This is a genomic window from Lysobacter sp. cf310 (genome assembly GCF_900114355.1).
GTDB lineage: Bacteria > Pseudomonadota > Gammaproteobacteria > Xanthomonadales > Xanthomonadaceae > Lysobacter.
Genome location: NZ_FOSS01000002.1, coordinates 889,575 through 913,827, shown reverse-complemented (window position 1 = coordinate 913,827; position 24,253 = coordinate 889,575). Strand labels below are relative to the sequence as shown.

Below are 24,253 nucleotides of genomic sequence, written 5' to 3'. Positions count from 1 at the left end.
GGGCTTGGCGACGCAATCGGGCCGGTCGCGCGGGCCGAGCGGGGCGCTACCTGAATGCCATGCGTGCCGTAAACGCCGGCTCGACTGCCAAGCGGCGCTATAATTCGCGTCGGCACCCGACTCAGCGAGCGATCGAGTAGCGATGGAACCTGCCCTGAAACAGCGACTGATCGGCGCGGCGGTGTTGGTCGCGCTGGCGGTGATTTTCCTGCCCATGCTGATCAAGGGGCCGGCGCCGGAAAGCAGCGCCTCCGATGTCCCGCTCAATCTGCCCGAACAGCCCGAAGGCCAGTTCGAAACCCGCGAACTGCCGCTGGTGACGCCGGGCGATGCGCCCAACGGCGGTGCCCTGGGCCTGTCGCCGGCCGCCTCTGGCGCCCAGGGCGAGGCCCTGCCGACCGTGGACACCGCCGCCGAAGCCGCCAAGACCGCGGCCAGCGGCGCCATGCCGGCCGCCACCGCGGGCGGCGATTTCGCCGTGAGTTTCGGCAGCTATGCCAGCAGCGGCGACGCCGACCGGGTGGTCGCGGCCCTGCACGGCGCGCAACTGCCGGGGTATCAGGAAGCCGTGCCGGGCAACGGCCGCACCCTCTATCGCGTACGCATCGGGCCCTACGGCTCGCGCGCGGACGCCGAAACCGCGCGCCTGGCTTCGACCAAGGTGCGCAACGACATCAGCGCCAAGGTGGTGACCCTGGACGCCGACGCCACGCCGCCCGCCAACGCCTCGGCCTCGCAGCCGGTCGCGGCCGCCGCCCCGACCGTGTCGGCCGCGGTACCGCTGGGCGACAGCCGCAGCGCCGCCAAGCCGGCCGCGCTGCCGCCGGAGCCGGCCAAGCCCGCCGCGAGCAAGCCCGAGCCGGCCAAGCCGGTCGCCGCGCCGGCCAAGCCGCCGGTCGCCGCCGCCAAGCCCGCGGCCGAAACGGCCAAGCCCGCGGTCGCGCCGCCGGCGCCGAGCAAGCCCGCCGCCAGCAACACCGGTTTCGCGGTGCAGCTGGGCGCGTTCGGCAGCGCCGAGGAGGCCAACAAGCTGCGCGACCGCGCGCGCGCGGCCGGGTTCAGCGCTTTCGTGGAACAGGTCCGGACCGACAAGGGCACGCTCAGCCGCGTGCGTCTGGGTCCGGTCGCCAACCGTGCCGACGCCGACAAGCTGAAAAGCCAGGCCGCGGCCAAGATCGGCGTCGACGGCCTCGTCCGTCCGCATCCCTGAGCGAGGTCGCGATGGGCGCCGCCGACTTGATTCTGCTGGCGGTGGTCGCGATATCGGCGCTGTTGGGGCTGATGCGCGGTTTCATTGGCGTGGTCGCCTCGCTGGCCGCCTGGGTCCTGGCCGGCTGGGCCGCGTTCGGTTTCGGCGGCAGCGCCGCCTTGATGCTGTCGGACAACGGCGCGCCCGGATTGGGCGAGATGTTCGGCGGCTACGCGCTGTGTTTCCTGGGCGTGCTGGTCACCGTCTGGGTCGTCGGCTACGTGGCCAAGCGCATGGTCCACGAGTCCGGCCTGTCCGGGGTCGATCGCGCCATGGGCTTCGTGGTCGGCGTCGCGCGCGGCGCCCTGATCGCGAGCATGCTGGTGATGCTGGTCGGTTTCACTCCGCTCGCGCACAGGCGCGAGTGGCGCTCGGCGACGCTGGTGCCGCTGTTCGTGCCCGGCGCGCGCATGGTGCGCAGCTGGATGCCCGACTGGGCCGGACGGGCCATGGATTTCAGCGGCGGCGCGCCGGCCTGGATGCCGTCGCTGCCCAAGATGGACTTGAACATGCAGGGCCTGCCGGGCCTGGGTAGTGGCAACGGCCAGCCTTACGGCCAGGACGTGCTGCCCATCCTCAACGCCGGCGTGCTGCCCTTGCTCAAGGGCGCGGGCCTGAAGGACCCGCTGCCAGGAGGCACGCCCTCGCAGGATGCGCCGCAGGGCGATCCGCTCGAAGTCGCGCCTCGCCCGAAGCGCGACGAAGCCCTGCCGATGCCGGTCGAGCAGGACGAAGCCTTCGTGATGTAACTCCACGCAACAGCCTTAGGACTCAGAATCATGTGCGGCATACTTGGCATCGTCGGCCACAACGACGTCGCGGCCCAGCTTTACGACGGCCTTACCGTACTCCAGCATCGCGGCCAGGACGCGGCGGGCATCGCCACCGCCGACGGCGCCAAGCTGCGCGTGCACAAGGGCAACGGCCTGGTCAGCGACGTGTTCGACGAGAAGGCGATGCGCCTGCTCGATGGCCGGGTCGGCATCGGCCATTGCCGTTATCCCACCGCCGGCAGCGAGGGCTCCGACGAGGCCCAGCCGTTCTACGTGAATTCGCCGTTCGGCATCGCCCTGGCCCACAACGGCAACCTGATCAACACCGACGCGCTGCGCCGCGACGTGTTCGAGCAGGACCGCCGCAACGTCAACACCGAATCCGATTCGGAAGTGCTGCTCAACGTGTTCGCGCACGAACTGGACATGCAGCGCGCGCTGACCCCGGAAGCCGCGTTCAAGGCCATCGAGGGCGTGCACCGGCGCTGCGTCGGCGGTTACGCGGTGGTCGCGATCGTGCTCGGCCTGGGCCTGGTCGCGTTCCGCGATCCCAACGGCATCCGCCCGCTGGTGCTGGGCAAGCGCCACAGCGGCGGCCAGGACGAGTACGCGATCGCGTCGGAGTCGGTGGCGCTGGACCTGCTGGGCTTCGAGCGCGTGCGCGACGTGCGCCCGGGCGAGGGCATCGTGGTCACGCCGCGCGGCGAGCTGTTCACCCAGATGTGCGCCGAGCCGCGCCAGCACGCGCCGTGCATCTTCGAGTTCGTCTATTTCGCGCGTCCGGATTCGATGATGGACGACGTCTCGGTGCACAAGGCGCGCATGCGCATGGGCCAGACCCTGGGCGAGAAGATCCTGCGCCTGCGTCCGGACCACGACATCGACGTGGTGATCCCGATCCCCGATACCTCGCGCGACGCCGCCCTGGAAATCTCCAACGTGCTGGGCGTGAAGTACCGCGAGGGCTTCATCAAGAACCGCTACGTCGGCCGCACCTTCATCATGCCGGGCCAGGGCGAGCGCGCGAAGTCGGTGCGCCGCAAGCTCAATCCGATCCCGCTGGAGTTCCGCAACCGGGTGGTGCTGCTGGTCGACGATTCGATCGTGCGCGGCACCACCTCCAAGCAGATCGTGCAGATGGCGCGCGACGCCGGCGCGCGCAAGGTTTATCTGGCCTCGGCTGCGCCCGCGGTGCGCTACCCCAACATCTACGGCATCGACATGCCCTCGGCCGACGAACTGGTCGCGCACGGCCGCAGCGACGACGAAGTGCAGACCCTGCTCGGCTGCGACTGGCTGATCTATCAGGATCTGGACGCGCTGGAACAGGCGGTGTCGGGCCCGAAGCACCGCATCGAACATTTCGATTCGTCCTGCTTCAACGGCGAGTACGTGACCGGGATCGAGACGGGCTACTTCGAGCGCCTGCAGCAGCTGCGCTCCGACGACGCCAAGAAGACCCGCCGGGTCTCGTGAATCCCCTGGCTTTCGCTCCAGCCTTTCCCCCCTTTGCAAAAGGGGGGCAGGGGAGATTTGCTGTCGCTTCCGCTGCTGCTCCGACCGGCTGAGCCATGCCCAGCCTGTTCGACGCCGCGCGCGCCTGCCTGGACGCCGCCACGCCCGAGGACAAGGTCGCCGCGACCTTCGCCGCCGCCGCCGCCCATGCGCGCGGCGAGCTGAGCGCGCCGGACGACGCGCCGGCGCCGGAGCCGGTCCGCATGCCCGGCCGCCCCGAACGGCCCTGGCTGGTGCATCCGCGCGACCTGCCCAAGCGCGGCTTCGGCACCCAGGAGGGGCGCGCGGCGTTCGTGCACGCGATCGCGCACATCGAATTCAACGCCATCGACCTGGCCTGGGATGCGGTCTACCGTTTCCGCGGCTTGCCGGCGCGGTTCTACGCCGACTGGGTGAGCGTGGCCAACGACGAGGCGCGCCACTTCAGCCTGCTGCGCGCGCGCCTGCGCGAGCTGGGCTACGACTACGGCGATTTCGACGCCCATAACGGGCTGTGGGAAATGGCCGAGAAGACCGCCCACGACGGCCTCGCGCGCATGGCCCTGGTGCCGCGCGTGCTGGAGGCGCGCGGCCTGGACGTGACGCCGGGCATGATCGTCAAGCTGCGTTCGCTGGGCGACACCGCCACCGTCGCGATCCTGGAAACGATCCTGCGCGAGGAAGTCGCGCACGTCGCCGCCGGCTCGCACTGGTTCCGCTGGTATTGCGAACGCGACGGCATCGAACCCGGACCGCGCTTCCGCGAATTGCTGGCCGAATACGCGCGCTCCGTGCTCTACGGCCCGTTCAACTTCGAAGCGCGCAGCGCGGCCGGTTTCGACGACGAAGAACTGCGCATGCTCGAGGCCTTCGTCCAACGTTGAGCATGCCCTGATCCGCGTCGCAGGCCATCCAGTGGCTCGCTGCTGCAACAGGGGCGCGCGCGGGGACCGCCTGTCATGGTGGAGGCCGCCCGGGCGCGCCTCAGCCCACGCGCACCAGCACCCAGCGTTGCGCGTAGGCGTTGTTGATCGAGAGGCTGTCGTAGTAGTGGTAGAGCTTGACCGGGCTGCCGTTCTCCTGGCGAGCGCCGAACACGTCCAGCACCGAGTGTGGCGCGTGCTTGGGGCTGATCCGGAGCAGGCCGGCGTCCAGGCGCCGGTGGTCCGGGTCCTCGCCCATGCGCTCGAACTTCCATAGCTGATCGTTGCGGCCGTTCACGGCTTCGATCGCGATCGCGCTGCCGTCGGCGGTGCCGCCGCCAACCACCGTCAGCGCCTTGTCCGGGGCGCTCAGCGCGTGCAGGCGGTAGTAGCCGCCGCCGACGTTGTGCACGCGCCAGCGCTGCCCGCTTTCGGTCGGCATCGGCGCCATGCCGGGCAGGGTGGGCATGCCGGGCCAGAGCGGGGGCAGGTCGGTCAGGGCTTGGGAGATGCCGACATCGCGCCCGCCGACCAGCACGGTCAGGCGGCTGTTCAGGGCCAGTCGCGGCCGCAGTTCGTAGATGGCATCGTCGCGCAGGCTTTCGCTGGGATTGGCGCTGACGATGGCGGCGATCAAGTCGTGGTACATGCCGCCGGTGAACTGCTCCGGATAGTCCATGGGCACGATGCCATAGCGTCCCGGCGCGGCGGCGCGAAAGAACCGGTAGAGCTTGGGGTTGGTGGTTTCGGCCAGGGTGATCGGCCAGACCGTCCCGGTACCGCTGGCGAAGTTGATGAACAGCTTGCGTTTGTCTGGGTCGCGCACCGCGTCCGACAGGGCCCGCTCGACGTAGACGTCGAACTTGCTGGCGCGGTTGAAGTGCGAGTAGACCTTGTATTCGTCCTGCACGTCGAAGAGGACGCCGTCGGCGTTGAGATATCGGAACGGGCAGTTGTCCGGCCAGTAGGTGGCGTCGATGCCGATCGAGCCGGGTTGGTAGCGGCGCAGCAGCACGATCTTGCGCCTGACCTCGCCCAGCTTGGGCACCGTCTTGCCGGTATGCCAGAACTCGCGGCTGCCGGAATGGGCGATGCTGGCCGCGAACAGGTCGGCGAAGGCCTGGTCGTGACTGCCCGGTTGCTCGTTCTTCACCGACATCACGATGCATTCGAAGTTGTGCGCGGCCAGGAAGCGCTCGCAGGCGCCCAGTACATAGTCGAACGTGCGCTCCATGTCCGACGAGCCGTGGCACAGCCGCAGCACCGGCGGCGACACCGCGTTGTCGTAGCGCAAGCGTATGTCGAGAAAGCGGATGCCGTGCTGCAGCTGGACCTCGATATCCAGGTCCTGGCAGCGGGTCCAGCCCTCTTTCATGCCGATGTCGCTGCGGTACAGCGCGGTCACGCTGTCGTGGGTGCCGGGAATGCTGAGTTCGGACAGGTAGCGGCTGTCGTCGACGTACCGCATCCAATCGGTGACGACGGCGCGCGAGGCGTTGGGCATGGCGGACTCCGGGACGGGTGTCGGATGCCGCGATGGTTCCGCGCGCGATCGGGCGCGGCAATCGCCGAAATCAGGTAGGGCGCAGGCGCATCGCCCCGCCGCGCGTGCCCCCGCTGTCTGTGGGAGCGGCGTAAGCCGCGATCGGCTGCCGGCGTGCTTCCGGCTCGCGTCGCAAGCGGGTTCCATCGCGGCTTACGCCGCTCCCACAGAAAGCGAGTGGACGATTCATGGTGCTGGCGCGCGCGAATCGGGCTGGGGAGCGTGCGCTGCGCAGCGTTGTCGGGCGAACTGCCTTCTGACTGCAACCTCGCGTACACACGATATCGACAGACTTCCGCGGCTTCGCTCTGCATGCCGCCCGGAGTGATATCTGCAACGCACGGCGGCCTCCCTGATGGAAATCCCGACATGACGACGAAGACGACGATCCTCGCCGCCTCGATTCTGCTGTGCCTGTACACCGCCGCCGCACGCGCCGAGACGCCTGCCGCGCAGCCCGATGCCGACGCCGCGTCCGCCGCGGCCATGGACGACGCCACCACGCTGGACGCGGTCTCGGTGGTGGGTACCGGCCAGACCCGTCAGGTCCAGTCGCTGGGCCGCGCCGACCTGCAGCGCGAAGCCGCCGGCACCAGCCCGCTCAAGGTCATGGCCAAGCTGCCGGGCGTGCATTTCCAGAGCTCCGATCCCTGGGGCAACTACGAATGGTCGAGCAAGCTCAGCATCCGCGGCTTCTCGCAGCAGCAGCTGGGCTTCACCCTCGACGGCGTGCCGCTGGGCGACATGAGCTACGGCAACCACAACGGCCTGCACATCAGCCGCGCGATCATCAGCGAGAACCTGTCCGGCGCCGAGCTGTCGCAGGGCAGCGGTGCGATCGACACCGCGTCCAGCGGCAACCTTGGCGGCACCTTGCGCTTCTTCAGCAGCGACCCGTCCGCCGACTACGGCGTGCGCCTGGCTCAGACCTTCGGCAGCGACGCCACCCGCCGCAGCTACGCGCGCGTCGACACCGGCGACCACAACGGGTTCAGCGCCTACCTCAGCGGCGCCTTCCACACCACCGATAAGTGGAAGGGCGAGGGCCCGCAGCGCAACGCCCAATTCAACGCCAAGCTGGTCTATGCCACCGAGAACCTCAAGCTCACCGGCTATGCCGCGACGTCGCGCCGGCGCGAGACCGACTACGCCGACCTGTCGCTGGATTCGGCGCGCCGCCTGGGCATGGACTGGGACAACTACGCCGGCGACTGGCAGCGCGCGATCGACGCCGCCGGCGGCATCTTCCGCGGCGGCGTGAACAGTCTCGACGATGCCTATTACATCGCCCGCGGCCTGCGCGACGACGACCTGCTGTACGTCTCGGCCGACTGGTCGGCCAGCGAAGACCTGAGCTTCGCCGCCACCGCCTACTACCACCGCAACGAAGGCCAGGGCCATTGGGCCACGCCCTACGCGGCCTCGCCGACCGTGCCGATCGCGATGCGCACCACCGAGTACGACATCGAGCGCACCGGCATCACCCCCAGCCTGACCTGGCAGATCGGCAACCATCGACTGCAGGCCGGTCTGTGGCTGGAGCGCAACGCGCACGGCGTCCAGCGCAACTTCTACAACCTGCGCCGCGACACCCCGCCCGACGGCATCTACTTTCTGCGCGATCCCGACGCGCGCGTGTTCCGCCAGCGCTTCGACACCGACACGCGCCAGTTCTACATCACCGACCACATGGAGTTCGCCGACGGCCGCGTCGCGGTCGACGCCGGCTTCAAGGGCACGCGCGTGGAGACCGACGGCAAGAACCTGATCGGCAGCCGTGCCGGCGGCAAGCTCGAGGCGGAGGACAACTTCCTGCCGCAGGTCGGCGCGCGCTGGCAGTTCAGCGAGCACGAGGAGATCTTCGGCTCCTACAGCGAGAACATGGCCGCGTTCCGCACCGGCGTGAACGGCCCGCACTCGACCTCGCAGCTGGCGTTCGATGCCGCGGTCGCGACGCTGGAGCCGGAAACCTCGCGCACCATCGAGGCCGGCCTGCGCACCAGCCGCGACGGCCTGGAAGCGTCGGTGGCGCTGTACCGCGTCGACTTCGAGAACCGCCTGCTCGCGATCGCGCGCTGCGCCGGCATCGTCGGCTGCGCGTCCAGCTTCGCCAACGTCGGCGACGTCGAGACCCGCGGCGCCGAACTGACCGTGCTGTGGACGCCGATCGAAGGCCTGAGCTGGTACAACTCGCTGGCCTGGAACAAGTCGGAATACGCCTCGGACTATCTCGACGGCACCACCCTGATCCCGGCCAAGGGCAAGGACGTGGTCGACGCGCCCAAGCGCCTGTACGCGACCGAGCTGCGCTGGAACCGCGACGGCTTCTCGGCCCAGATCGGCGCCAAGTACACCGACAAGCGTTACCTGACCTATCTCAACGACTCCAAGGTCGGATCGTTCTGGGTCGCCGATGCCGCCGTGTCCTACGAGTGGACCGAGTTGAGCTGGGCGGACGCGTTCAAGCTGCAGTTCAACGTCACCAATCTGTTCGACGAAGAGTATTTCGGCAGCATCGGTACCAACGGCTTCGTGACCTCGGACCCGAACGGTCTGAACTACACGCTGCAGTCCGGCGCGCCGCGGCAGATGTTCCTGACCGCGGAAGTGAAGTTCTGATCCAGGCGGCATCTCCTCTCGGGGAGATGCTTGCTTCGACCTGCTACAGCGACGAAACAGTAGGGTGCGGTGAGCCAAAGGCGAACCGCACCTTCGCGCCGATCGGGCGCCCGCGATGGTGCGGTTGCCACCGCACCCTACGTCGCCCGGAGCGACGCCGCGAAGTTCAGCTCAGCGCCTGCAGTTGCAGACCATCGCGGTTCACCCGCAGCACCGAGCCCTGGTCGTACCAGTCGCCCAGCACCACGCGCTGGCGCGCGCTGCCCGCCACGTCCAGCTCGTGCACGGCGGGGCGGTGGGTGTGGCCGTGGATCATGCGGGCCAGGCCGTAGCGCGCGAACACGCTGTCGACGGTGGCCGGCGAGACGTCGGTGATGGTTTCCATGGTGCCGGCGTCGCGCAGGCCGGACTGGTGGGCCTTGCTGGCCGCGCGCGCCTGCTGCGCGAACGCCAATCGCGCGGCCAGCGGCTGGGCCAGGAACTGCGCCTGCCAGGCCGGGTCGCGGGTCTGGGCGCGGAACTGCTGATAGGCGACATCGTCGGTGCACAGCAGGTCGCCGTGCTGGATCAGGGTCGGCTGGCCGTACAGCACCACCACCGCCGGGTCGGGCAGGATGCGCATGCCGGCGCGGCGCGCGTAGTCCTCGCCGAGCAGGAAATCGCGATTGCCGCGGATGAACGACACCGGCACGCCGCTGTCGGCCAGCGCGCGCAGCTCGGCGGACACGTAGGCGCCGGTCTCGGAGGGGTCGTCGTCGCCGACCCAGGCTTCGAACAGGTCGCCCAGGATGTACAGCGCGTCGGCGCCGCGGGCCTCGGAGCGCAGGAACTGGCCGAACAGGGCGGTGGTCTGCGGGCGTTCGGCGTCCAGATGCAGATCGGAAATGAAGAGGGTCGTCATCGGCCTAGTTTAGGGCACCGGCGCCGGGCGACAGGCCCGGCGCGGCGCGGCCGGATTTGCGGCGGTCGGGACGGCCCGCGACGCCGGAACCGGGCATCGCGGGCGCGGCCGGCAGCGCCGCGGCCACTCCGTTAAAATGGCCGATTCCCCGATCCATCCGAGCCCCGCATGACCTGCCGCACCCGCTTCGCTCCCAGTCCCACCGGCTACCTGCACATCGGCGGCGCGCGCACCGCGCTGTACTGCTGGCTGGAAGCGCGCCGCGCGGGCGGCCAGTTCATCCTGCGCATCGAGGACACCGACCAGGAGCGCAGCACCCAGGCCGCGATCGACGCGATCCTGGAGGCGATGGACTGGCTGGGCCTGGGCTACGACGAGGGCCCGATCTATCAGACCCAGCGCCTGGCGCGTTATCGCGAAGTCGCCGAGCAGATGGTCGCCGCCGGCACCGCCTACTACGCCTACGAGACCCGCGAGGAGCTCGCGGCCGCGCGCGACGCGGCGATGGCGGCCAAGGAGAAGCCGCGCTACAACGGCGCCTACCGCGACCGCAACGAGCCCTACCGCGACGACCCGAACCGGGTGATCCGCTTCAAGAATCCGCTGGCGGGCACGGTGGCGTTCGACGACAAGGTCAAGGGCACCATCGAGATCGCCAACAGCGAGCTCGACGATCTGGTGATCTTCCGCGCCGACGGCTACCCGACCTACAACTTCGCGGTCGTGGTCGACGATCTGGACATGGGCATCACCGACGTGGTGCGCGGCGACGACCACGTCAACAACACCCCGCGCCAGATCAACATCTACCGCGCGCTGGGCGCGCCGGTGCCGCATTTCGCCCACCTGCCGATGATCCTCGACGAGGACGGCAACAAGCTGTCCAAGCGCACCGGCGCGGCCGACGTCATGCAGTACCGCGACGAGGGCTATCTGCCGCACGCGCTGCTGAACTACCTGGTGCGCCTGGGCTGGTCGCACGGCGATCAGGAAATCTTCTCGATCGAGGAGATGACCCGGCTGTTCAAGCTGGAGGACGTGAACTCCAAGGCCTCGCGCCTGGATTCGGCCAAGTTGGGCTGGCTGAACCAGCAATACCTGAAGAACGACGATCCGGTCGAAGTCGGCAAGCATCTGGAGTGGCACCTGCTGAACAACGGTTACGACCTCGCTGCCGGCCCGGCGCCGGCCGACGTGGTGATCGCGCTGCGCGACCGCGTGCAGACCCTCAAGGACATGGCCGAGCGCGCGGCGGTCTGGTACCGCCCGCTGCAGGCATACGACGAAGCCGCGGTCGCCAAGCACCTGAACGCCGCGGCACAGGCGCCGCTGGCCGAGGCGCGCACGCGCCTGGCCGCGCTCGAGGCCTGGACCGCCGAGGCCGTGGCCGCGGCCCTGCACGCGGCCGCCGAAGCCCTGGGCATCGGCATGGGCAAGGTCGCCCAGCCGCTGCGCGTGGCCATCACCGGCACCCAGGTCAGCCCGGACATCTCGCATACGGTCTACCTGGCCGGCCAGGCCCAGGCCTTGCAGCGCATCGACGCCGCCCTTATTAAGATCCCTGCCTAGGACGCGTCGCGCGCGTCCATCGGAGCCCGCCATGAGCAGCCACACCGCCTGCACCGACCCCAAGCACCACGTCCACGACGGCGACGCCTTCGTGCACGAGGTCGAGCGGGCCTGCGAGCAGCGCGGGCTGCGGCTCACGCCGATCCGCGCCCACGCCCTGCGTCTGATCGCCGACGCCGGCAAGCCGATGAAGGCCTACGACCTGCTCGATCGCATGAAGGCCACCCACGACGCGGCCGCGCCGCCGACGGTGTACCGCGCCCTGGATTTCCTGCTCGAGCACGGCTTCATCCACAAGCTGGCCTCGATCAACGCCTTCGTCGGCTGCCACCATCCGGGCGGCGCCCAGCATGCGGTGCCGTTCCTGATCTGCGACAGCTGCCAATCGGCGACCGAGCTGGAAGACGAGCGCATCGTCGACCTGCTGGAATCGCGCGCGCGCGCCCTGGGCTTCGCGCCGCAGGCGCAGACCCTGGAAGTGCACGGCATGTGCGCGGACTGCGTGGCCAAGCAGGCGGCTTGAGCGGCAGCGCTGTGGGGTAGGAGCGGCGTAAGCCGCGACCACGAAAACGCGAACATCCGCGCAAGCTTGTCACTTGCGCATCCATACGCTGTTCGATGCTCGCGTCGTAAGCGTCGTAAGCGTCGTAAGCGTCGTAAGCGTCGTAAGCGTCGTAAGCGTCGTGGCGCGGTCGCGGCTTACGCCGCTCCTACCCCAAAGCCCTAGGCCCGGACTTACGCCGTCGCCAGCGCGCGCTGCACGCGCGCCTCGCGGATCGGCAGGTTGGCGACGGCGGCCAGCAGGGCCAGCACGATGTCGGCGTACCACATCCAGGTGTAGTCGCCGAACTTCGCCATCGCCAAACCGCCGAACCAGGCGCCGAAGAAACCGCCGATCTGGTGCGACAGCAGGGTCAGGCCGAACAAGGTGCCCAGGTAACGCGGCCCGAACAGTTTGCCGACCAGGCCCGCGGTCGGCGGCACCGTGGCCAGCCAGGTCAGGCCCAGGCCGGCGGCGAAGATGAAGAACGTGGTCGGCGTCGGCGGCGACACCAGGTAGAGGCCGATCATCGCCGCGCGGCTCGCGTACATCGCCGCCAGCAGGTACTTCATGCGATAGCGCTGACCCAGTGCGCCCGCGACCAGGCTGCCGGCGACGTTGAACAGACCGATCACCGCCAGCGAAATCGCCGACACGCTGTCGGGCAGGCCGCACAGCGCGATCTCGCCGGGCAGGTGGGTAACTAGGAAGGCGATGTGGAAGCCGCAGGTGAAGAAGCCGATGTGCAGGCACCAGTAGCTGCGATCGCGCAGCGCGATGCCCACCTGCTCGCGCAGGCCGATGCCCGGCGCCGGCGTCGCGGCCGCGGTCGCGCCGACGGGCGCCTGGCGCCGTCGCAGCGGCCAGGCCAGGGGCAGCGTCGCCAAGGCCGCCACCGCCAGCGCCCACATGCCCGCGGCCCAACCGGCGGCGCTGATCACCGCCTGCGCGAACGGCGCGAACAGGAACTGCCCGAACGAGCCGCCGGCGTTGATCACGCCTGCGGCCATGGAGCGGTTCTGCGCCGGCACGCGCGCCGCGGTCGCGCCGATCAGGATCGAGAAACTGCCGGCGCCCGCGCCGGCCGCGGCCAGCACGCCCAGGGTCAGCAGCAGGCCCCACTCGGACGGAAACATCGGTGTCAGCGCCATGCCCGCGACCAGCAACAGGCTGCCGAACACCAGCACCCGGCCGGGACCGCGCTGGTCGGCGAACGCGCCGAACACCGGCTGCACCGCACCCCACACCAACTGGCCGATCGCCAGCGCGAAACTGATCTGGGCGATGCCCAGGCCGGTGCTGGCGCCGATCGGCTTCACGAACAGGCCCAGCGACTGGCGCACGCCCATGGTGATCATCAGCATCGCGGTGGCGGCCAGCACCAGCGGCCAGTAACGGATCGTCGGCGCGGCGGCGGACGGAACGGCGGAGGCGTCGGCGCTCATGCGCGGGGTCCTTGCAGTTGGGCGATCGCAAGATCGAGTTGTGCGTGCAGCGCGAGCAGGCCGTCGCGGCCGAGTTCGCGTTCGATGGCGTCCTGCGCGGCCTGCCACAGCGGGATCGCGCGCGCGATCGCGCGCTTGCCGGCGGGGGTGACCTGGATCCGGCGCTGGCGCGCGTCCTCGCCGGCCGCGGTCGCGACCCAGCCGGCGGCGACCAACGGCTTGAGATCGCGGCTGAGGGTGCTGCGGTCCATGCCCAGCTCGCGCGCGAACTCGCCGATGCTGCGCGGCGCGGCGCTGGCGCGGCGCAGGATCGAATACTGGTTGAGATTGAGCTGCGCCGGCGCCAGCGCCTGGTCGTAGCGCTGGCTCATCAGCCGGGTCAGTTTGCGTACCCGGAAGCAGGTGCACGGCGAGGTCGCGGGATCGCTTCCGCGCGGACGATCGTCGCCGGCGCTGCTGCGGTGTTTCGAGGGCGCGGAGGATGGCATTGGGTGCATATGCATGTAATTGGCGTGTATATACACCTATTTGCGGCCCGGCCGCAAGCGCGGCCGGGCGGGCGTCAAACGCGATGCGTAGGACCGAGAGGTCAGCGGGTGAGGGCGGCGTGGTGGGGCCGGCTTGGCCGATTCGGAACGCGCGTTGCGTTCACCTTCGCACAGGGAGTTATGCGGCCAGAAGGCCGTTGCACCGGCGACGCGCATAGCGTGCCTACCGTCGACACGACAAGGAGAAGTTCATGCCCGGCGATATTTTCATCAACGGCAATCCGTACATCGAGATCCTCTACAAGTTTCCCTGCCCGCAACGCATCCTGATGGTGGCCGACAGTTCGCTCGACTTCGGCACCGCCGGTTTCGGGCTGTCCGAGTTCGTGCAGATCGTGCGTAACGCGGGCCACACCGTGACCACCGCGCATCGCTCAGGCGCGGGCCCGGGCCTCAGCATTTCCGGTAGCTACAACTTCGCGACGGCCGCCACCGCGGTGACCGTCGCCAACTACGACCAGATCTGGCTGTTCGCCTTCAGCACCACCGCCTTGCAGGCGGCCGAGCAGCAGCGCATCGCCCAGTTCATGCGCGACGGCGGCGGCATGTTCGCCACCGGCGATCACGACACCATCGGCGCGGGCATGGGCGCCAACCTGCCGCGGATCCGCTCGATGCGCGATTGGGCCAGCATTCCGATGGCCACCGTCGACCGCCACGACACCGTGCTGGAGCCGGGCGCCGACGGCATCAAGCAGTTCAACGATCAGGCCGACGCGATTCCGCAACGTATGTTCCCGGTGTTCTTCTCCAACGGCGGCGATCCCTTCGTCGCCTCGACCTGGGCCGTGCATCCGGTGCTGCGCCACAGTTCCGGCGCGGTGGACTATCTGCCCGACCATCCGCACGAAAGCCGTTGCCTGGCGCCGACGCCGGTCGCCGGCAACTTCGCCGGAATCGAGGAATGGCCCGCGCCCAGCGGCGGCGGCGCGCGGATCGCGCCGGTGGTGGTGGCGGTCTCGATGTCGGCGGGACGCTTCATCGTCAGCGGCGCGCCGACCTCCAGCGGCACCAAGCCGCCGGTCTACCCGCGCAGCTTCGGCGCGATCTCGGCCTACGACGGCGACCCGGCTGCGGCCGGACGGATCGTGTGCGACGCGACCTGGCACCACTTCGTCAACATCAACCTCAACGGCTCCGGCGCGGGCAACGACCCGAGCACCGGCTTGCCCAGGACCGGCCTGTACGCCGGCGGCATGCCGACGCCCGAGTACCAGAAGATCCGCAGCTACTACCTCAACACCGTGCGTTGGCTGGCGCCGATCGGCCGTCGTTACTGCTGGCCGTTCCTGGTCGCTGCGGCGATCCGTTACGACTACGAGATCGCCGAACTGCGCCTGCCGCTGCCGCATCCCTGTCCCTGGGATCCGCTGTTGAAGCTGGGTCGGGTCGTGGAGGAAGTGTTGCTGGCGCGCGTCGGTCCGGGAGCGTTGGCGGACCTGGTGGACGGCATGCTGGCCACCGCCGGTCGCGGTTCGGGCCTGGCCGAATTGCTCGACAGCGCGCGCGTGCGCGGCGAGGCCAAGGAGGGCGGCGCGCCCTCGCTGCTGCCCTTGCAGGACCTGCGCCGGGCGGTGGCGGGCACTCTGGTCAATCTGTTGGCCGCGAAGCTGCCCGAGGACGAGCAGAAGCTGGCATCGCTCATGCGCGATCACGACGGCCTGGCGATCGACGCCATCGCCGAGAGCCTGCAGGCGGCGGAGGGCGTCATCGTCGAGTACGTGGGCAAGGCATTGGAAGCCAGCGCGGCGCAGCTGCAGTCGCTGCGCGCTCAGTCGGTGAAGGCCGGCAAGCCGGTGCCGCGGCCCGCGCGCCCTGGCGCCAAGCCCGGCAAGGCGCTCAAGCAGACCAAACCCGCGAAGCCCGCGAGCAAGGCCGGGAAGACCTCGCGCTAAGGACGTACGTGTCCGCCAGCGTCGCCGTCCGCAGAGCGGGACGGCGACGCGGCGGGCACGCTGCCTAAACGTCCGAGTTCATGCGCGAGCCGCGATGCCGCACGTCGATGTGCGGCGACGGCCATCGCGCACGCGCGATCAGAAGAACATGCGCACGCCGAAGGCCACGCCGCGACCCGGTAGCACCACGCTGTCCTTGAGGAAGGAGGTGTGCACGCGCGCTTCCTGATCGGTCAGGTTGGTGCCGTCCAGAAACAGCTCCCAGCCCAACTGGTCGGTGTCCCAGTGGTAGGCGAGGTGGGCGTCGACCAGGGTGTAGCCGTCGGTCGGGGTCTCGCCCACGGCCACGTCGTCCTGCTTCATGTAGCGCGTCGCGCCCAGCGAGGCGCGCCACGAGGACGCGTTCCAGCGCAGCTCGCCGCCGAAACGCGCCGGCGCGATGCGCGGCAGGTTGCCGCCCTCGTCCAGGGTCGCGCGCACGCGGTCGCCGAACACGCGCACGTCGAACTTGCCGGCGTCGCCGTCGAACACGTGCGCGATCGCCTCGGCCTCGAAGCCGCGGAAGCGCGCATCGGCCTGGCTCCACTGGCGCACCGGCAGATCGTCCTCGATCAGGCCGGTATCGCTGAGGTAGATGAAGCCGTCGAAGTTGGTCTGGTAGGCCGAGAGCTTCGCCTCGAAACGCGCGCCGTGGTAATGCAGGCCGAGTTCGAATTGGTTGGCGCGCTCCTTGCGCAGATCGGCGTCGCCGATCTCGAACGAGGCGGTGGCCACGTGCGGGCCGTCGGCGAACAGTTCCTCTTCGGCCGGCGCGCGTTCTGCGCGGTCGAGGTTGAGGCTCAGGCGCCAGGCCTCGTTGAACTTCCAGATCGCGCCGGCCGACAGGCTGAGCGGAGTGAACGAGCGATCGAAACCGGTGGCCGGATTGCTCTCGATGCGGTCGACGCGCGCGCCCAGTTCGATCTGCAGCGCATCCCATTCGTTCTGCTCGGTCACGAAGGCGCCGTAACCCTTGGTGCGGGTGCGCGGTACGAAGGCCTCTTCGCCGATCGCCTCGAAGGTGCGGTCGTAGCCCTGCAGGCCGAACGCGCCGATCCAGCCGCCGAACGGCTTGTGGGTCAGTTCCAGTCGGCCTTCGGTGGCTTCGTTGGTGAAGCGGGTACCGACTTCCTCGCCTTCGAATTCGACGTGCTCGTAATCGGTGTGGGCGACGCTGGCGCGCAGGCCGCTGAAAATGCCGAATTCCTGGTTGATGCCGGCCTTGCTCTCGAAGCGGCTCTGCTTCATTTCCAGATGCACGCCGGCTTCGCCCGCGGCGATGTCGCCGGGCTCGCCCGGATTGCCGTAGCTGTCCTCGTAGCGCGAGGCCGAGAAGCCGAGGAAACCCAGGTCGCCGACCAGCGACGCGCCGAGCGCGCCGGTCTTGGTGTCGACGAAGCTGTTGCGCTGCCGGCCCAGCGGGGTCTGGTAATCCTTGTTGTTGCGATACACGCCATCGGCATGCAGCACCAGGGCGCCGTCGGCGCCCATGGCGTCGACGCGGGCCATACCGGTGAAGCCGTCGTTGACCGTATCGTGGCGCACCTCGGCGCGACCGGACACGGTTTCGTCCAGCGGCTTCTCGGCGATGCGGCCATCGACCACGTTGACCACGCCGCCGATCGCGCCGCTGCCGTAGAGCAGGGTGGCCGGGCCTTTCAGGACTTCGATCTGATCGGCCAGGAAGGGCTCGACGCTGACGTTATGGTCCTGGCTGACGGTCGACACGTCCTGGGTCGCCATGCCGCCGGACAGCACGCCCACGCGCGGACCCTCGAGACCGCGAATGATGGGGCGGCCGACGCCGGCGCCGAAGTTGGAGCTCTGCACGCCGGGCAGCTTGCCGATGGTTTCGCCCAGGGTCGCGCCGCGGGCTTCGTCCAGCTTCTCGCCGGACAGCACCTCGACCGGCTGGGCCAGGTCCTCGGCGCTCGCGCGCAGCGGCGAGGCGGTCACCACCACCGAGTCCAGGTCGGTCGGCTGGTCGTGGCGTTTGTCGCTGGCGGTGTCGCTGCCGGAGGCCTGGTCGGGCGCCTGCTGGGCGAAAGCGGGGCCGGCCAGCGGCAGGGCGAGGGTGAGGGCGATCGCAAGCAGGCTGCGGCGCGGGCGACGGGCTAGCATGGGGGGCATGATCCGGGCAGGTGACGGGAGGATGTGGAATGTTATATAGTAACGAAATGCGATTTGCACCCTCCCAGAAGTCACCCCGCTCTTGCACGCGTTGCTGATGCCTCCCCTACGTCCCCGCAGTTTCCTCGACCGCCTCGGTGCCTTCGGCTCCTTGTTGTGCGCGGTCCATTGCGCCTTGCTGCCGCTGCTGATCGCGGTCCTGCCCACCCTGGGCGTGGCCGGCTGGTTCGACGACAGCTTCGAGCTGGCCTTCGTGGTGTTCGCGACCCTGCTGGGTCTGTTCAGCGTGGTCTGGGGCTATCGCCGCCACCACGCCGTGCGCGCGCTGTCGTTGCTGGCGCCCGGCCTGCTGGTGCTGTGGCTGGGCGTGCTGTACTCGCCGCTGCACCATTCGGTGGTGCCGCACGCGATCGTGATGACCCTGGGCGGTACCCTGGTCGGGCTGGCCCATCTGGCCAATCTGCGGCTCAATCACGGCCACGTGCACGACGCCAGCTGCGCCCACTGAGGGCCGGCCGGGACCGCGAAAGCCGCTTATGCTAGGCTTCGCAGCCTCGCGCGCGACGCGTGGGCCGGATCCTTACGTCGACCGCGCCCGTCCGGCGCGCGACCGCATACCGCACTAACGAATAATTCAGGAGCACGACCATGGGTAAAGGCGACCGCAAGACCGCCAAGGGCAAGCGCTACAACTCCAGCTACGGCAACGCCCGCAAGGCCGTGACCAAGGCCGCCGGCACGGCCGCTGCGCCGGCCGCGAAGAAGACCGCGAAGGCCCCGGCTGCGAAGGCGCCGGCAGCCAAGAAGGTCGTGGCCAAGAAGGCTGCTGCCAAGGAGTAAGCGTCGGTTCCGACGCTGCGCTGAAAACCCCGCTTCGGCGGGGTTTTTTGTTTTGGGGCGGTGGAGCGGCGTGATGGGGATGTCGGTGCCTTCGTGGCGCTGCTCGCTTGTGGCTGGGCAAGGGGTGCTTTCGCGCTTGTTCGTCATTCCTGCGAAGGCGGGGCCGCTTTACTTCGGCGGAGCCGAGCATCCGGTGTTGGCGTCTTGCTGCGCGCAAGGCTGATCCTTCGCTTCTGGCTCTCTCCTTTATCAAAGGGTGAGGCGGTGCGGCTTACGAATCGCAGATTCGTGCGCGGCTGAATGCCGGCCGCTTGCTCCTAGCCCTTAGCCCTTAGCCCTTAGCTCCCTCCTTTGAAAAAGGGTGAAGCCGTGCGGTTTACGAACCGCAGGTTCGTGCGCGGCTGAACGCCAGCAGGCTATGCCTGCTGGCCGGGCGGGTTGGGGAGGATTTACTGTTGCTTGGCTTTGCGTCTGCTCTTCACGAAGATCAACGGCTTCCGCCTGCTGCGCATGCGGGTCACTTTCTCTTGCTAGCCCAAGAGAAAGTAACCAAAGAGAAGGGCTCGCGTGACCAAACCTCCCCTGCGGGTTCGGTGCTGGCGCCGGGATTTTTCGAATGGACGTCCCTGTCCATTCGAAAAACGGCGCGCGTCCTGCGCGCCGCCCTTCGGGTCTACGGTTGGTCGTGTGAGCGCGGGGCTTTTGGACTTCAATGCCGCGGCAACGGCAACGGCAACGGCAACGGCAACGGCAACGGCAACGGCAACGGCAACGGCAACGGCAAGGGCAAGGGCAAGGGCAAGGGCAAGGGCCGTCGCAACCGCAACGGCAACCGCAACCGCGTCATGGATGCGTTATCAGCGGCGATGCGGCGGCGCTTCCGGCGTTACTTCGACTGCCGCGAATGCGCCCCCTCTCCCGCGCGGCGGGAGAGGGTTGGGGTGAGGGCCGCCAGCGGTGGGATTGAGAGGCGGCGCGCTGCGTGGTCTTACTTGCCCGTCGCCGCGACCTTCTCGACCTCGCGCCAGACCCGCAGCAGGTTCTCGCCCAGGATCTTGCGGATGTCCTCGTCCTTGTGCCCGCGGGCTCGCAGACCGGCGATCAAGTTCGGGTAGTCGCCGACGTTGCGCAGACCCTCGGGCAACGCGCCGCTGACGCCGTCGAAGTCGGAGCCGATGCCGACGTGGTCGGCGCCCAGCAGTTTCACCGCGTAGTCGATCTGGTCCAGCACCGCGTCGATCTTGACCTGCTGGGCCGGATGGCTGCGCTCCCATTCCTTGTCGAACTCCTCGGCGCTGGGAGGCGTTTCGCCGCGCGCGACCGCGTCGGTGCGGGCGCGGTCGAATTCGGGGCGCGCGCGGAAGTAGGCGGTGGTGTCGGCGGCGGTCTTGGGGTCGACGAAGGCGTTGCCGAAGGTGATCTGGACCACGCCGCCTTTCTTGGCGATCGCCAGCGCCAGCTCATCGCTGAGATTGCGTTCGAAATCGGGGGTGAAATGGCGCAGGCCGGAATGGCTGGCGATCACCGGCGCGCGGCTGGCGGCGAGCGCGGCGCGGGTGGCGTCGTCGGACAGGTGCGAGACGTCGACCATGATGCCCAGGCGGTTCATTTCCGCGATCACCTGCAGGCCGAACGGGCTCACGCCCTTCCACGGACGCTCCAGGCTGTAGGAACCGTCGGCGATGCGGTTGCTGTGGCTATGGGCCAGGGTGATGTAGCGCACGCCGCGCGCGTGGAACTGCTTCAGGCGCGCCAGGTCGTCGCCGATCGGCGCGCCGTTCTCCATGCCCAGCGCCAGCAGTACCCGGCCGCCGTCGATCAGGCGCGCGTAGTCCTGCGGCGAACGCAGGATCGCGAACTTGTCCGGATGCCGCCCGACCATGGCCTCGACCGCGTCGATCTGGGTGTTCGCGACCTGCCAGGCGCTGCCGTCCTTGTCCTGCTCGGGCGAGGTGTAGATCGACATGAAGGCCACGTCCAGGCCGCCCTGGCGCGCGCGCGGGTAGTCGAACTCGACCTTCGGCGAATCCAGGCCGAGGTCGTTCCAATGCTTGAGCAGCTCGGTCGGCGCGTCGATATGGGTGTCGACGATGGTCGCGGCGCGCGCGAGTTTCTGCGCCGGGCTCAGGGCCTCGTCGGCGCGGACGTGACCGGCGAACAGGGCGAGGGTACAAGCGGCGACGAGCAGAGAGCGCATGCGGAAACCTCGGGGCTTGGGAAAGGAGACGCTTTACTCGGTCGTACTGCCGGCGACGCGGCGCCCGTCGGCGTAGACCTCGCCCGCGAGCGCGCCGCCCAGCCAATAGCACAACTCGGAGGGGTGGCCGATGCGCCAGCGCACGAAGTCGGCGCGCGCGCCCACGCGCAACGCGCCGCGGTCGTCGCAGCCCAGCGCGCGCGCGGCATGCACGGTCGCGCCGCGCAGCGCCTCCAACGGGGTCAGGCGGAAATGCGTGCAGGCCAGCTGCATGGCTTGGCGCAGCGATTGCAGCGGCGAGGTGCCGGGGTTGCAGTCGGTGGCCACGGCCATGGCCACGCCGTGTTCGCGGAATGCGTCCAGCGGCGGCAGCCGGGTTTCGCGCAGCACGTGGAACGCGCCCGGCAGCAGCACCGCGACGGTGCCGTGCGCGGCCATCGCGCGCACGCTGGCTTGCGAGGTGTACTCGACATGGTCGGCCGACAGGCCGGAGAACTCGGCCGCCAGCGCGGCGCCGCCGAGGTCGCTGAGCTGGTCGGCATGCAGTTTGACCGGCAGGCCCAGCGCGCGCGCGGTCTCGAACACGCGCCGGGTCTGGGCGGGGCTGAAGCCGATGCCTTCGCAGAAGGCGTCGACCGCGTCGACCAGGCCTTCCTCGTGCAGCGGACGCATCCAGCCGCACACCGCGGCGACGTAGTCGTCGGCGCGGCCGGCGAATTCGGGCGGCAGCGCGTGCGCGCCCAAGTACGTGGTGCGCACGCTCACGCCCAGCACCTCGCCGACGCGGCGCGCGACGCGCAGCATCTTGCGTTCGTGTTCGTAGTCCAGGCCGTAGCCGGACTTGATCTCCAGGGTGGTCGCGCCGTCGGCGATCAACGCCTGCGCGCGCGGCAGCGATTGCCGCAGCAGCTCGTCCTCGTCGGCGGCGCGGGTGGCGCGCACGGTCGAGACGATGCCGCCGCCGTTGCGCGCGATCTCCTCGTAACTCGCACCCTGCAGGCGCAGTTCGAACTCGCGCGCGCGGTCGCCGGCGAACACCAGGTGGGTGTGGCAGTCGACCAGGCCGGGGGTAATCCAGCCGTCGGCGACGATCACCTGCGCGGCCAGCGTGGCCGGGTCGCCGGGCAGGCCGGCGCGTGGGCCGACGTAGCGCAGGATGCCGTCGCGCCAGCCCAGGGCGGCGTCGGCGATCTCGCCGTAGCCTTCGTCCGCGTCCAGCGTGGCCAGCGAGGCGCCGACGATCAGTCCGTCCAAGGGCAGGTCCTGCGGCGGCAGGGCGTCGCCGGCGGATGCGGCGCTGGGGCTGGGCTGGCTCATGGGCCGATTCTAACGGAGCGCGTGTTCGGCGGAGCGCATGCGGCCCGGTGCGTCGCCACGCCATGCGCAGCGCGCATGCGGAGCGGGTCTGTAGAATCCGACGCATGGAAAACCTCGACGCGACCACGCTCTGGACCCCCGCCGGTTGGCGCCATGACACCGGGCTGCGCCTGGACGACGACGGCCGCATCCTCGCCCTGGACGGTGTCACGCCGGTCGCCGATGCGGCGCGCCTGGTGCCCGGCATCGCCAACCTGCATTCGCACGCGTTCCAGCGCGCGATGGCCGGCATGGCCGAGCGCCAGACCGATCCGCGCGACAGCTTCTGGACCTGGCGCGAGACCATGTACCGCTTCGCCGCCGGCTTCTCGCCCGACACCTTGTACGCGGTGGCTTCGCAGCTCTATGTGGAGATGCTGGAAGCCGGCTACACCACGGTCTGCGAGTTCCATTACCTGCATCACGCGCCCGACGGCCGCCGTTACGACGATCCGGCCGCGATGTCGCGCGCCTTGATCGCGGCCGCGCGCGACACCGGCATCCGCCTGACCCTGTTGCCGGTGCTGTACATGACCGGCGGTTTCGACGAGCGCCCCTTGAGCGAACGCCAGCGCCGCTTCGGTCACGAGGTCGAGGACTATCTGGACCTGCTGCAGCGTCTGCGCGGCGACGTCGGTCACGGCCTGCGCGTGGGCTGTTCGCTGCATAGCCTGCGCGCGGTGCCGCCGCAGGCGATGGCCGAGACGCTGGCCGCGCTGCCGGCCGACAGCCGTGTGCATATCCACATCGCCGAGCAGGTCGCCGAGGTCGAGGACTGCCTGGCCATCCGCAAGGCGCGGCCGGTGCGCTGGCTGTTCGATCACGCCCAGGTCGACGAGCGCTGGACCCTGGTCCACGCCACCCACCTGGACGAGGACGAGACGCAGGCGATCGCGCGCAGCGGCGCGACGGTGGCGATCTGCACCACCACCGAGGGCAATCTCGGCGACGGCCTGTTCCCCTTGCGCGACTATCTGGACGCGGGCGGGCGCTGGGGCGTGGGCTCGGACTCGCATATCTCGGTGTCGCCGATCGAGGAGCTGCGTTGGCTGGAATACGGCCAGCGCCTGATCACGCGTCGGCGCAATATCGCCGTGGACGCGACGGTGCCCAGCGTCGGCGAAACCCTGATGCGCGGCGTTGCCGCGAGCGCCGCGGATTCGACCGGGCACGCGATCGGCAGCCTGGCGGTCGGCGAGTACGCCGACGCGCTGGTGCTGGATACGAAGGCGCCGATCTTCGCCGGCGCGCAGGACGAGGATGCGCTGGACCGCTGGTTGTTCGCGGGCAACCGCCCGGCGGTGCGCGAGACCTGGGTCGGCGGCCGCCGCGTCGTCGCCGATGGGCGCCATCGCGATCGCGACGCGGTCGCCGCCGCGTACCAGCGTGCGATGCGGGTGTTGTTGGAAACCGCCTGATCGCGACCGCGACCTGCTTGCTGTGGGAGCGGCGTAAGCCGCGATCGCGCAACTGCAATGCGCGACGAAACTGACGACTTCCAACGCACTGCAAGCGAGAACGCCTCGCAAGGAGGCGTTCGTCGCGTGGCGCTACATTCGTCGAATGTGCGGTCTCGCGATCGCGGCTTACGTCGCTCCCACAGGGGGCGGGAGCCGGAGACGCGTGGTGACTAGCCGAACAGATCGTTCGCCGGGGCGATCGCGCCTTCCAGCTCCAACAGGAAGCGCTTGGTCGGCAGGCCGCCGCCGAAGCCGGTGAGGCTGCCGTCGGCGCCGATCACGCGGTGGCAGGGCAGCACGATGGGCAGCGGGTTGCGGCCGTTGGCGGCGCCGACCGCACGCATCGCGCTGGCCTGGCCCAGGTGTCGCGCCATCTGGCCGTAACTCCAGGTCTGGCCCCAGGGGATCAGCGCCAGCGTGCGCCAGCATTGCAGCTGGAACGCGGTGCCGTGCGGCGCCAACGGCAGGTCGAACGCGCGCCGCGTGCCGGCGAAGTATTGGTCGAGCTGCTTCTGGGTTTCGCTGAGTACGGCGTTGTCGCCTGGCTGCCAGCGCGCATCGATCGCGGCCGGGTGCCAGGGCGCTTCGAACTCGATCAGGCGCAGGCCGTCGTCGCCGCTGGCGAGCAGCAGCGGGCCCACCGGGCTGTCGATGTGGCGATAGGTGATGGGGCCGTCCTTGAGGCGGATCTGGCTCATGCGCGCGGCCTCGCGGTTGCGGCGACGGCGCGG

General features: G+C 69.5%; 19 protein-coding genes. 11 read left to right on the top strand and 8 right to left on the bottom strand.

Annotated elements, in window-relative coordinates:
• Positions 1 to 142: 142 nt before the first annotated feature.
• From BMZ45_RS10935 to BMZ45_RS10920, 4 genes are all read left to right on the top strand, one after another.
• On the top strand, positions 143 to 1,210 hold the full coding sequence (locus BMZ45_RS10935; protein WP_091636153.1) for an SPOR domain-containing protein: 1,068 nt from the start codon (positions 143 to 145) through the stop codon (positions 1,208 to 1,210).
• Positions 1,211 to 1,221: 11 nt separating this feature from the next.
• Positions 1,222 to 1,998, top strand: a complete 777-nt coding sequence (locus BMZ45_RS10930) for a CvpA family protein (RefSeq protein WP_091636151.1) — start codon at positions 1,222 to 1,224, stop codon at positions 1,996 to 1,998.
• Positions 1,999 to 2,028: 30 nt separating this feature from the next.
• Entirely contained in the window at positions 2,029 to 3,498 is a 1,470-nt protein-coding gene (gene purF, locus BMZ45_RS10925) for an amidophosphoribosyltransferase (protein ID WP_091636148.1), read from the top strand.
• A 95-nt stretch (positions 3,499 to 3,593) separates the two neighbouring features.
• Positions 3,594 to 4,400, top strand: coding sequence for a ferritin-like domain-containing protein (locus tag BMZ45_RS10920; RefSeq protein WP_091636145.1), 807 nt, complete (start codon positions 3,594 to 3,596; stop codon positions 4,398 to 4,400).
• Between the two features lie 100 nt (positions 4,401 to 4,500).
• Here BMZ45_RS10920 and BMZ45_RS10915 read toward each other — a convergent pair whose 3' ends face one another.
• Positions 4,501 to 5,943 (bottom strand): phosphatidylinositol-specific phospholipase C domain-containing protein, encoded by a 1,443-nt coding sequence (locus BMZ45_RS10915; protein WP_175489043.1) that lies wholly within the window; start codon positions 5,941 to 5,943, stop codon positions 4,501 to 4,503.
• A 408-nt stretch (positions 5,944 to 6,351) separates the two neighbouring features.
• Here BMZ45_RS10915 and BMZ45_RS10910 point away from each other — a divergent pair, with 408 nt between their 5' ends.
• Positions 6,352 to 8,601 carry a TonB-dependent receptor family protein gene (locus BMZ45_RS10910; protein ID WP_091636140.1) on the top strand — a complete coding sequence of 750 codons (2,250 nt, stop codon included), beginning with the start codon at positions 6,352 to 6,354 and terminating at the stop codon, positions 8,599 to 8,601.
• Between the two features lie 166 nt (positions 8,602 to 8,767).
• Here BMZ45_RS10910 and lpxH read toward each other — a convergent pair whose 3' ends face one another.
• Entirely contained in the window at positions 8,768 to 9,502 is a 735-nt protein-coding gene (gene lpxH, locus BMZ45_RS10905) for a UDP-2,3-diacylglucosamine diphosphatase (RefSeq protein ID WP_091636138.1), read from the bottom strand.
• A 168-nt stretch (positions 9,503 to 9,670) separates the two neighbouring features.
• On the opposite strand from lpxH, the gene gltX reads away from it, so the two are divergent.
• Together gltX and BMZ45_RS10895 are read left to right on the top strand one after the other, a co-directional pair.
• A complete protein-coding gene (gene gltX / locus BMZ45_RS10900) occupies positions 9,671 to 11,071 on the top strand; it encodes a glutamate--tRNA ligase (protein ID WP_091636136.1) in 1,401 nt (466 codons plus the stop codon).
• 31 nt (positions 11,072 to 11,102) lie between these two features.
• Positions 11,103 to 11,594, top strand: a complete 492-nt coding sequence (locus tag BMZ45_RS10895; RefSeq protein WP_091636133.1) for a transcriptional repressor — start codon at positions 11,103 to 11,105, stop codon at positions 11,592 to 11,594.
• 212 nt (positions 11,595 to 11,806) lie between these two features.
• Here the strand turns inward: BMZ45_RS10895 and BMZ45_RS10890 are convergent, their stop codons facing one another.
• Both BMZ45_RS10890 and BMZ45_RS10885 read right to left on the bottom strand, forming a co-directional pair.
• Entirely contained in the window at positions 11,807 to 13,057 is a 1,251-nt protein-coding gene (locus BMZ45_RS10890) for an MFS transporter (protein ID WP_091636131.1), read from the bottom strand.
• Positions 13,054 to 13,428: a MarR family winged helix-turn-helix transcriptional regulator gene (locus BMZ45_RS10885; protein WP_254776595.1), complete on the bottom strand. Its 375-nt coding sequence runs from the start codon at positions 13,426 to 13,428 to the stop codon at positions 13,054 to 13,056. Before BMZ45_RS10885 ends, BMZ45_RS10890 begins: the two co-directional genes overlap by 4 nt.
• Positions 13,429 to 13,796: 368 nt before the next feature.
• Between BMZ45_RS10885 and BMZ45_RS10880 the strand changes: the two genes are divergently transcribed.
• Positions 13,797 to 15,500: a hypothetical protein gene (locus tag BMZ45_RS10880; RefSeq protein WP_091636124.1), complete on the top strand. Its 1,704-nt coding sequence runs from the start codon at positions 13,797 to 13,799 to the stop codon at positions 15,498 to 15,500.
• A 138-nt stretch (positions 15,501 to 15,638) separates the two neighbouring features.
• Here the strand turns inward: BMZ45_RS10880 and BMZ45_RS10875 are convergent, their stop codons facing one another.
• Entirely contained in the window at positions 15,639 to 17,669 is a 2,031-nt protein-coding gene (locus BMZ45_RS10875) for a TonB-dependent receptor (RefSeq protein ID WP_091636121.1), read from the bottom strand.
• Between the two features lie 97 nt (positions 17,670 to 17,766).
• Between BMZ45_RS10875 and BMZ45_RS10870 the strand changes: the two genes are divergently transcribed.
• Complete coding sequence (locus tag BMZ45_RS10870; RefSeq protein ID WP_091636432.1) at positions 17,767 to 18,177, top strand: MerC domain-containing protein; 411 nt, start codon at positions 17,767 to 17,769, stop codon at positions 18,175 to 18,177.
• Between the two features lie 140 nt (positions 18,178 to 18,317).
• Positions 18,318 to 18,509, top strand: coding sequence for a 30S ribosomal protein THX (locus tag BMZ45_RS10865; RefSeq protein WP_055901445.1), 192 nt, complete (start codon positions 18,318 to 18,320; stop codon positions 18,507 to 18,509).
• Positions 18,510 to 19,497: 988 nt separating this feature from the next.
• On the opposite strand, the gene BMZ45_RS10855 is transcribed toward BMZ45_RS10865, so the two are convergent.
• Both BMZ45_RS10855 and hutI read right to left on the bottom strand, forming a co-directional pair.
• Positions 19,498 to 20,706, bottom strand: a complete 1,209-nt coding sequence (locus tag BMZ45_RS10855) for a dipeptidase (RefSeq protein ID WP_091636116.1) — start codon at positions 20,704 to 20,706, stop codon at positions 19,498 to 19,500.
• Between the two features lie 33 nt (positions 20,707 to 20,739).
• Positions 20,740 to 22,023: an imidazolonepropionase gene (gene hutI / locus BMZ45_RS10850; protein ID WP_091636113.1), complete on the bottom strand. Its 1,284-nt coding sequence runs from the start codon at positions 22,021 to 22,023 to the stop codon at positions 20,740 to 20,742.
• Positions 22,024 to 22,127: 104 nt separating this feature from the next.
• Between hutI and BMZ45_RS10845 the strand changes: the two genes are divergently transcribed.
• The gene (locus BMZ45_RS10845) at positions 22,128 to 23,480 is read left to right on the top strand and encodes a formimidoylglutamate deiminase (protein ID WP_091636110.1); all 1,353 of its coding nucleotides are present in this window, start codon (positions 22,128 to 22,130) and stop codon (positions 23,478 to 23,480) included.
• Between the two features lie 212 nt (positions 23,481 to 23,692).
• On the opposite strand, the gene BMZ45_RS10840 is transcribed toward BMZ45_RS10845, so the two are convergent.
• Positions 23,693 to 24,220, bottom strand: a complete 528-nt coding sequence (locus BMZ45_RS10840) for a methylated-DNA--[protein]-cysteine S-methyltransferase (RefSeq protein WP_091636108.1) — start codon at positions 24,218 to 24,220, stop codon at positions 23,693 to 23,695.
• Positions 24,221 to 24,253 lie beyond the last annotated feature (33 nt).

Coding starts and splice junctions, on each gene's coding strand:
- BMZ45_RS10935 (WP_091636153.1), top strand. CDS start 143: ATGGAACCTGCCCTGAAACAGCGACTGATCGGCGCGGCGGTGTTGGTC.
- BMZ45_RS10930 (WP_091636151.1), top strand. CDS start 1,222: ATGGGCGCCGCCGACTTGATTCTGCTGGCGGTGGTCGCGATATCGGCG.
- purF (WP_091636148.1), top strand. CDS start 2,029: ATGTGCGGCATACTTGGCATCGTCGGCCACAACGACGTCGCGGCCCAG.
- BMZ45_RS10920 (WP_091636145.1), top strand. CDS start 3,594: ATGCCCAGCCTGTTCGACGCCGCGCGCGCCTGCCTGGACGCCGCCACG.
- BMZ45_RS10915 (WP_175489043.1), bottom strand. CDS start 5,943: ATGCCCAACGCCTCGCGCGCCGTCGTCACCGATTGGATGCGGTACGTC.
- BMZ45_RS10910 (WP_091636140.1), top strand. CDS start 6,352: ATGACGACGAAGACGACGATCCTCGCCGCCTCGATTCTGCTGTGCCTG.
- lpxH (WP_091636138.1), bottom strand. CDS start 9,502: ATGACGACCCTCTTCATTTCCGATCTGCATCTGGACGCCGAACGCCCG.
- gltX (WP_091636136.1), top strand. CDS start 9,671: ATGACCTGCCGCACCCGCTTCGCTCCCAGTCCCACCGGCTACCTGCAC.
- BMZ45_RS10895 (WP_091636133.1), top strand. CDS start 11,103: ATGAGCAGCCACACCGCCTGCACCGACCCCAAGCACCACGTCCACGAC.
- BMZ45_RS10890 (WP_091636131.1), bottom strand. CDS start 13,057: ATGAGCGCCGACGCCTCCGCCGTTCCGTCCGCCGCCGCGCCGACGATC.
- BMZ45_RS10885 (WP_254776595.1), bottom strand. CDS start 13,428: ATGAGCCAGCGCTACGACCAGGCGCTGGCGCCGGCGCAGCTCAATCTC.
- BMZ45_RS10880 (WP_091636124.1), top strand. CDS start 13,797: ATGCCCGGCGATATTTTCATCAACGGCAATCCGTACATCGAGATCCTC.
- BMZ45_RS10875 (WP_091636121.1), bottom strand. CDS start 17,669: ATGCCCCCCATGCTAGCCCGTCGCCCGCGCCGCAGCCTGCTTGCGATC.
- BMZ45_RS10870 (WP_091636432.1), top strand. CDS start 17,767: ATGCCTCCCCTACGTCCCCGCAGTTTCCTCGACCGCCTCGGTGCCTTC.
- BMZ45_RS10865 (WP_055901445.1), top strand. CDS start 18,318: ATGGGTAAAGGCGACCGCAAGACCGCCAAGGGCAAGCGCTACAACTCC.
- BMZ45_RS10855 (WP_091636116.1), bottom strand. CDS start 20,706: ATGCGCTCTCTGCTCGTCGCCGCTTGTACCCTCGCCCTGTTCGCCGGT.
- hutI (WP_091636113.1), bottom strand. CDS start 22,023: ATGAGCCAGCCCAGCCCCAGCGCCGCATCCGCCGGCGACGCCCTGCCG.
- BMZ45_RS10845 (WP_091636110.1), top strand. CDS start 22,128: ATGGAAAACCTCGACGCGACCACGCTCTGGACCCCCGCCGGTTGGCGC.
- BMZ45_RS10840 (WP_091636108.1), bottom strand. CDS start 24,220: ATGAGCCAGATCCGCCTCAAGGACGGCCCCATCACCTATCGCCACATC.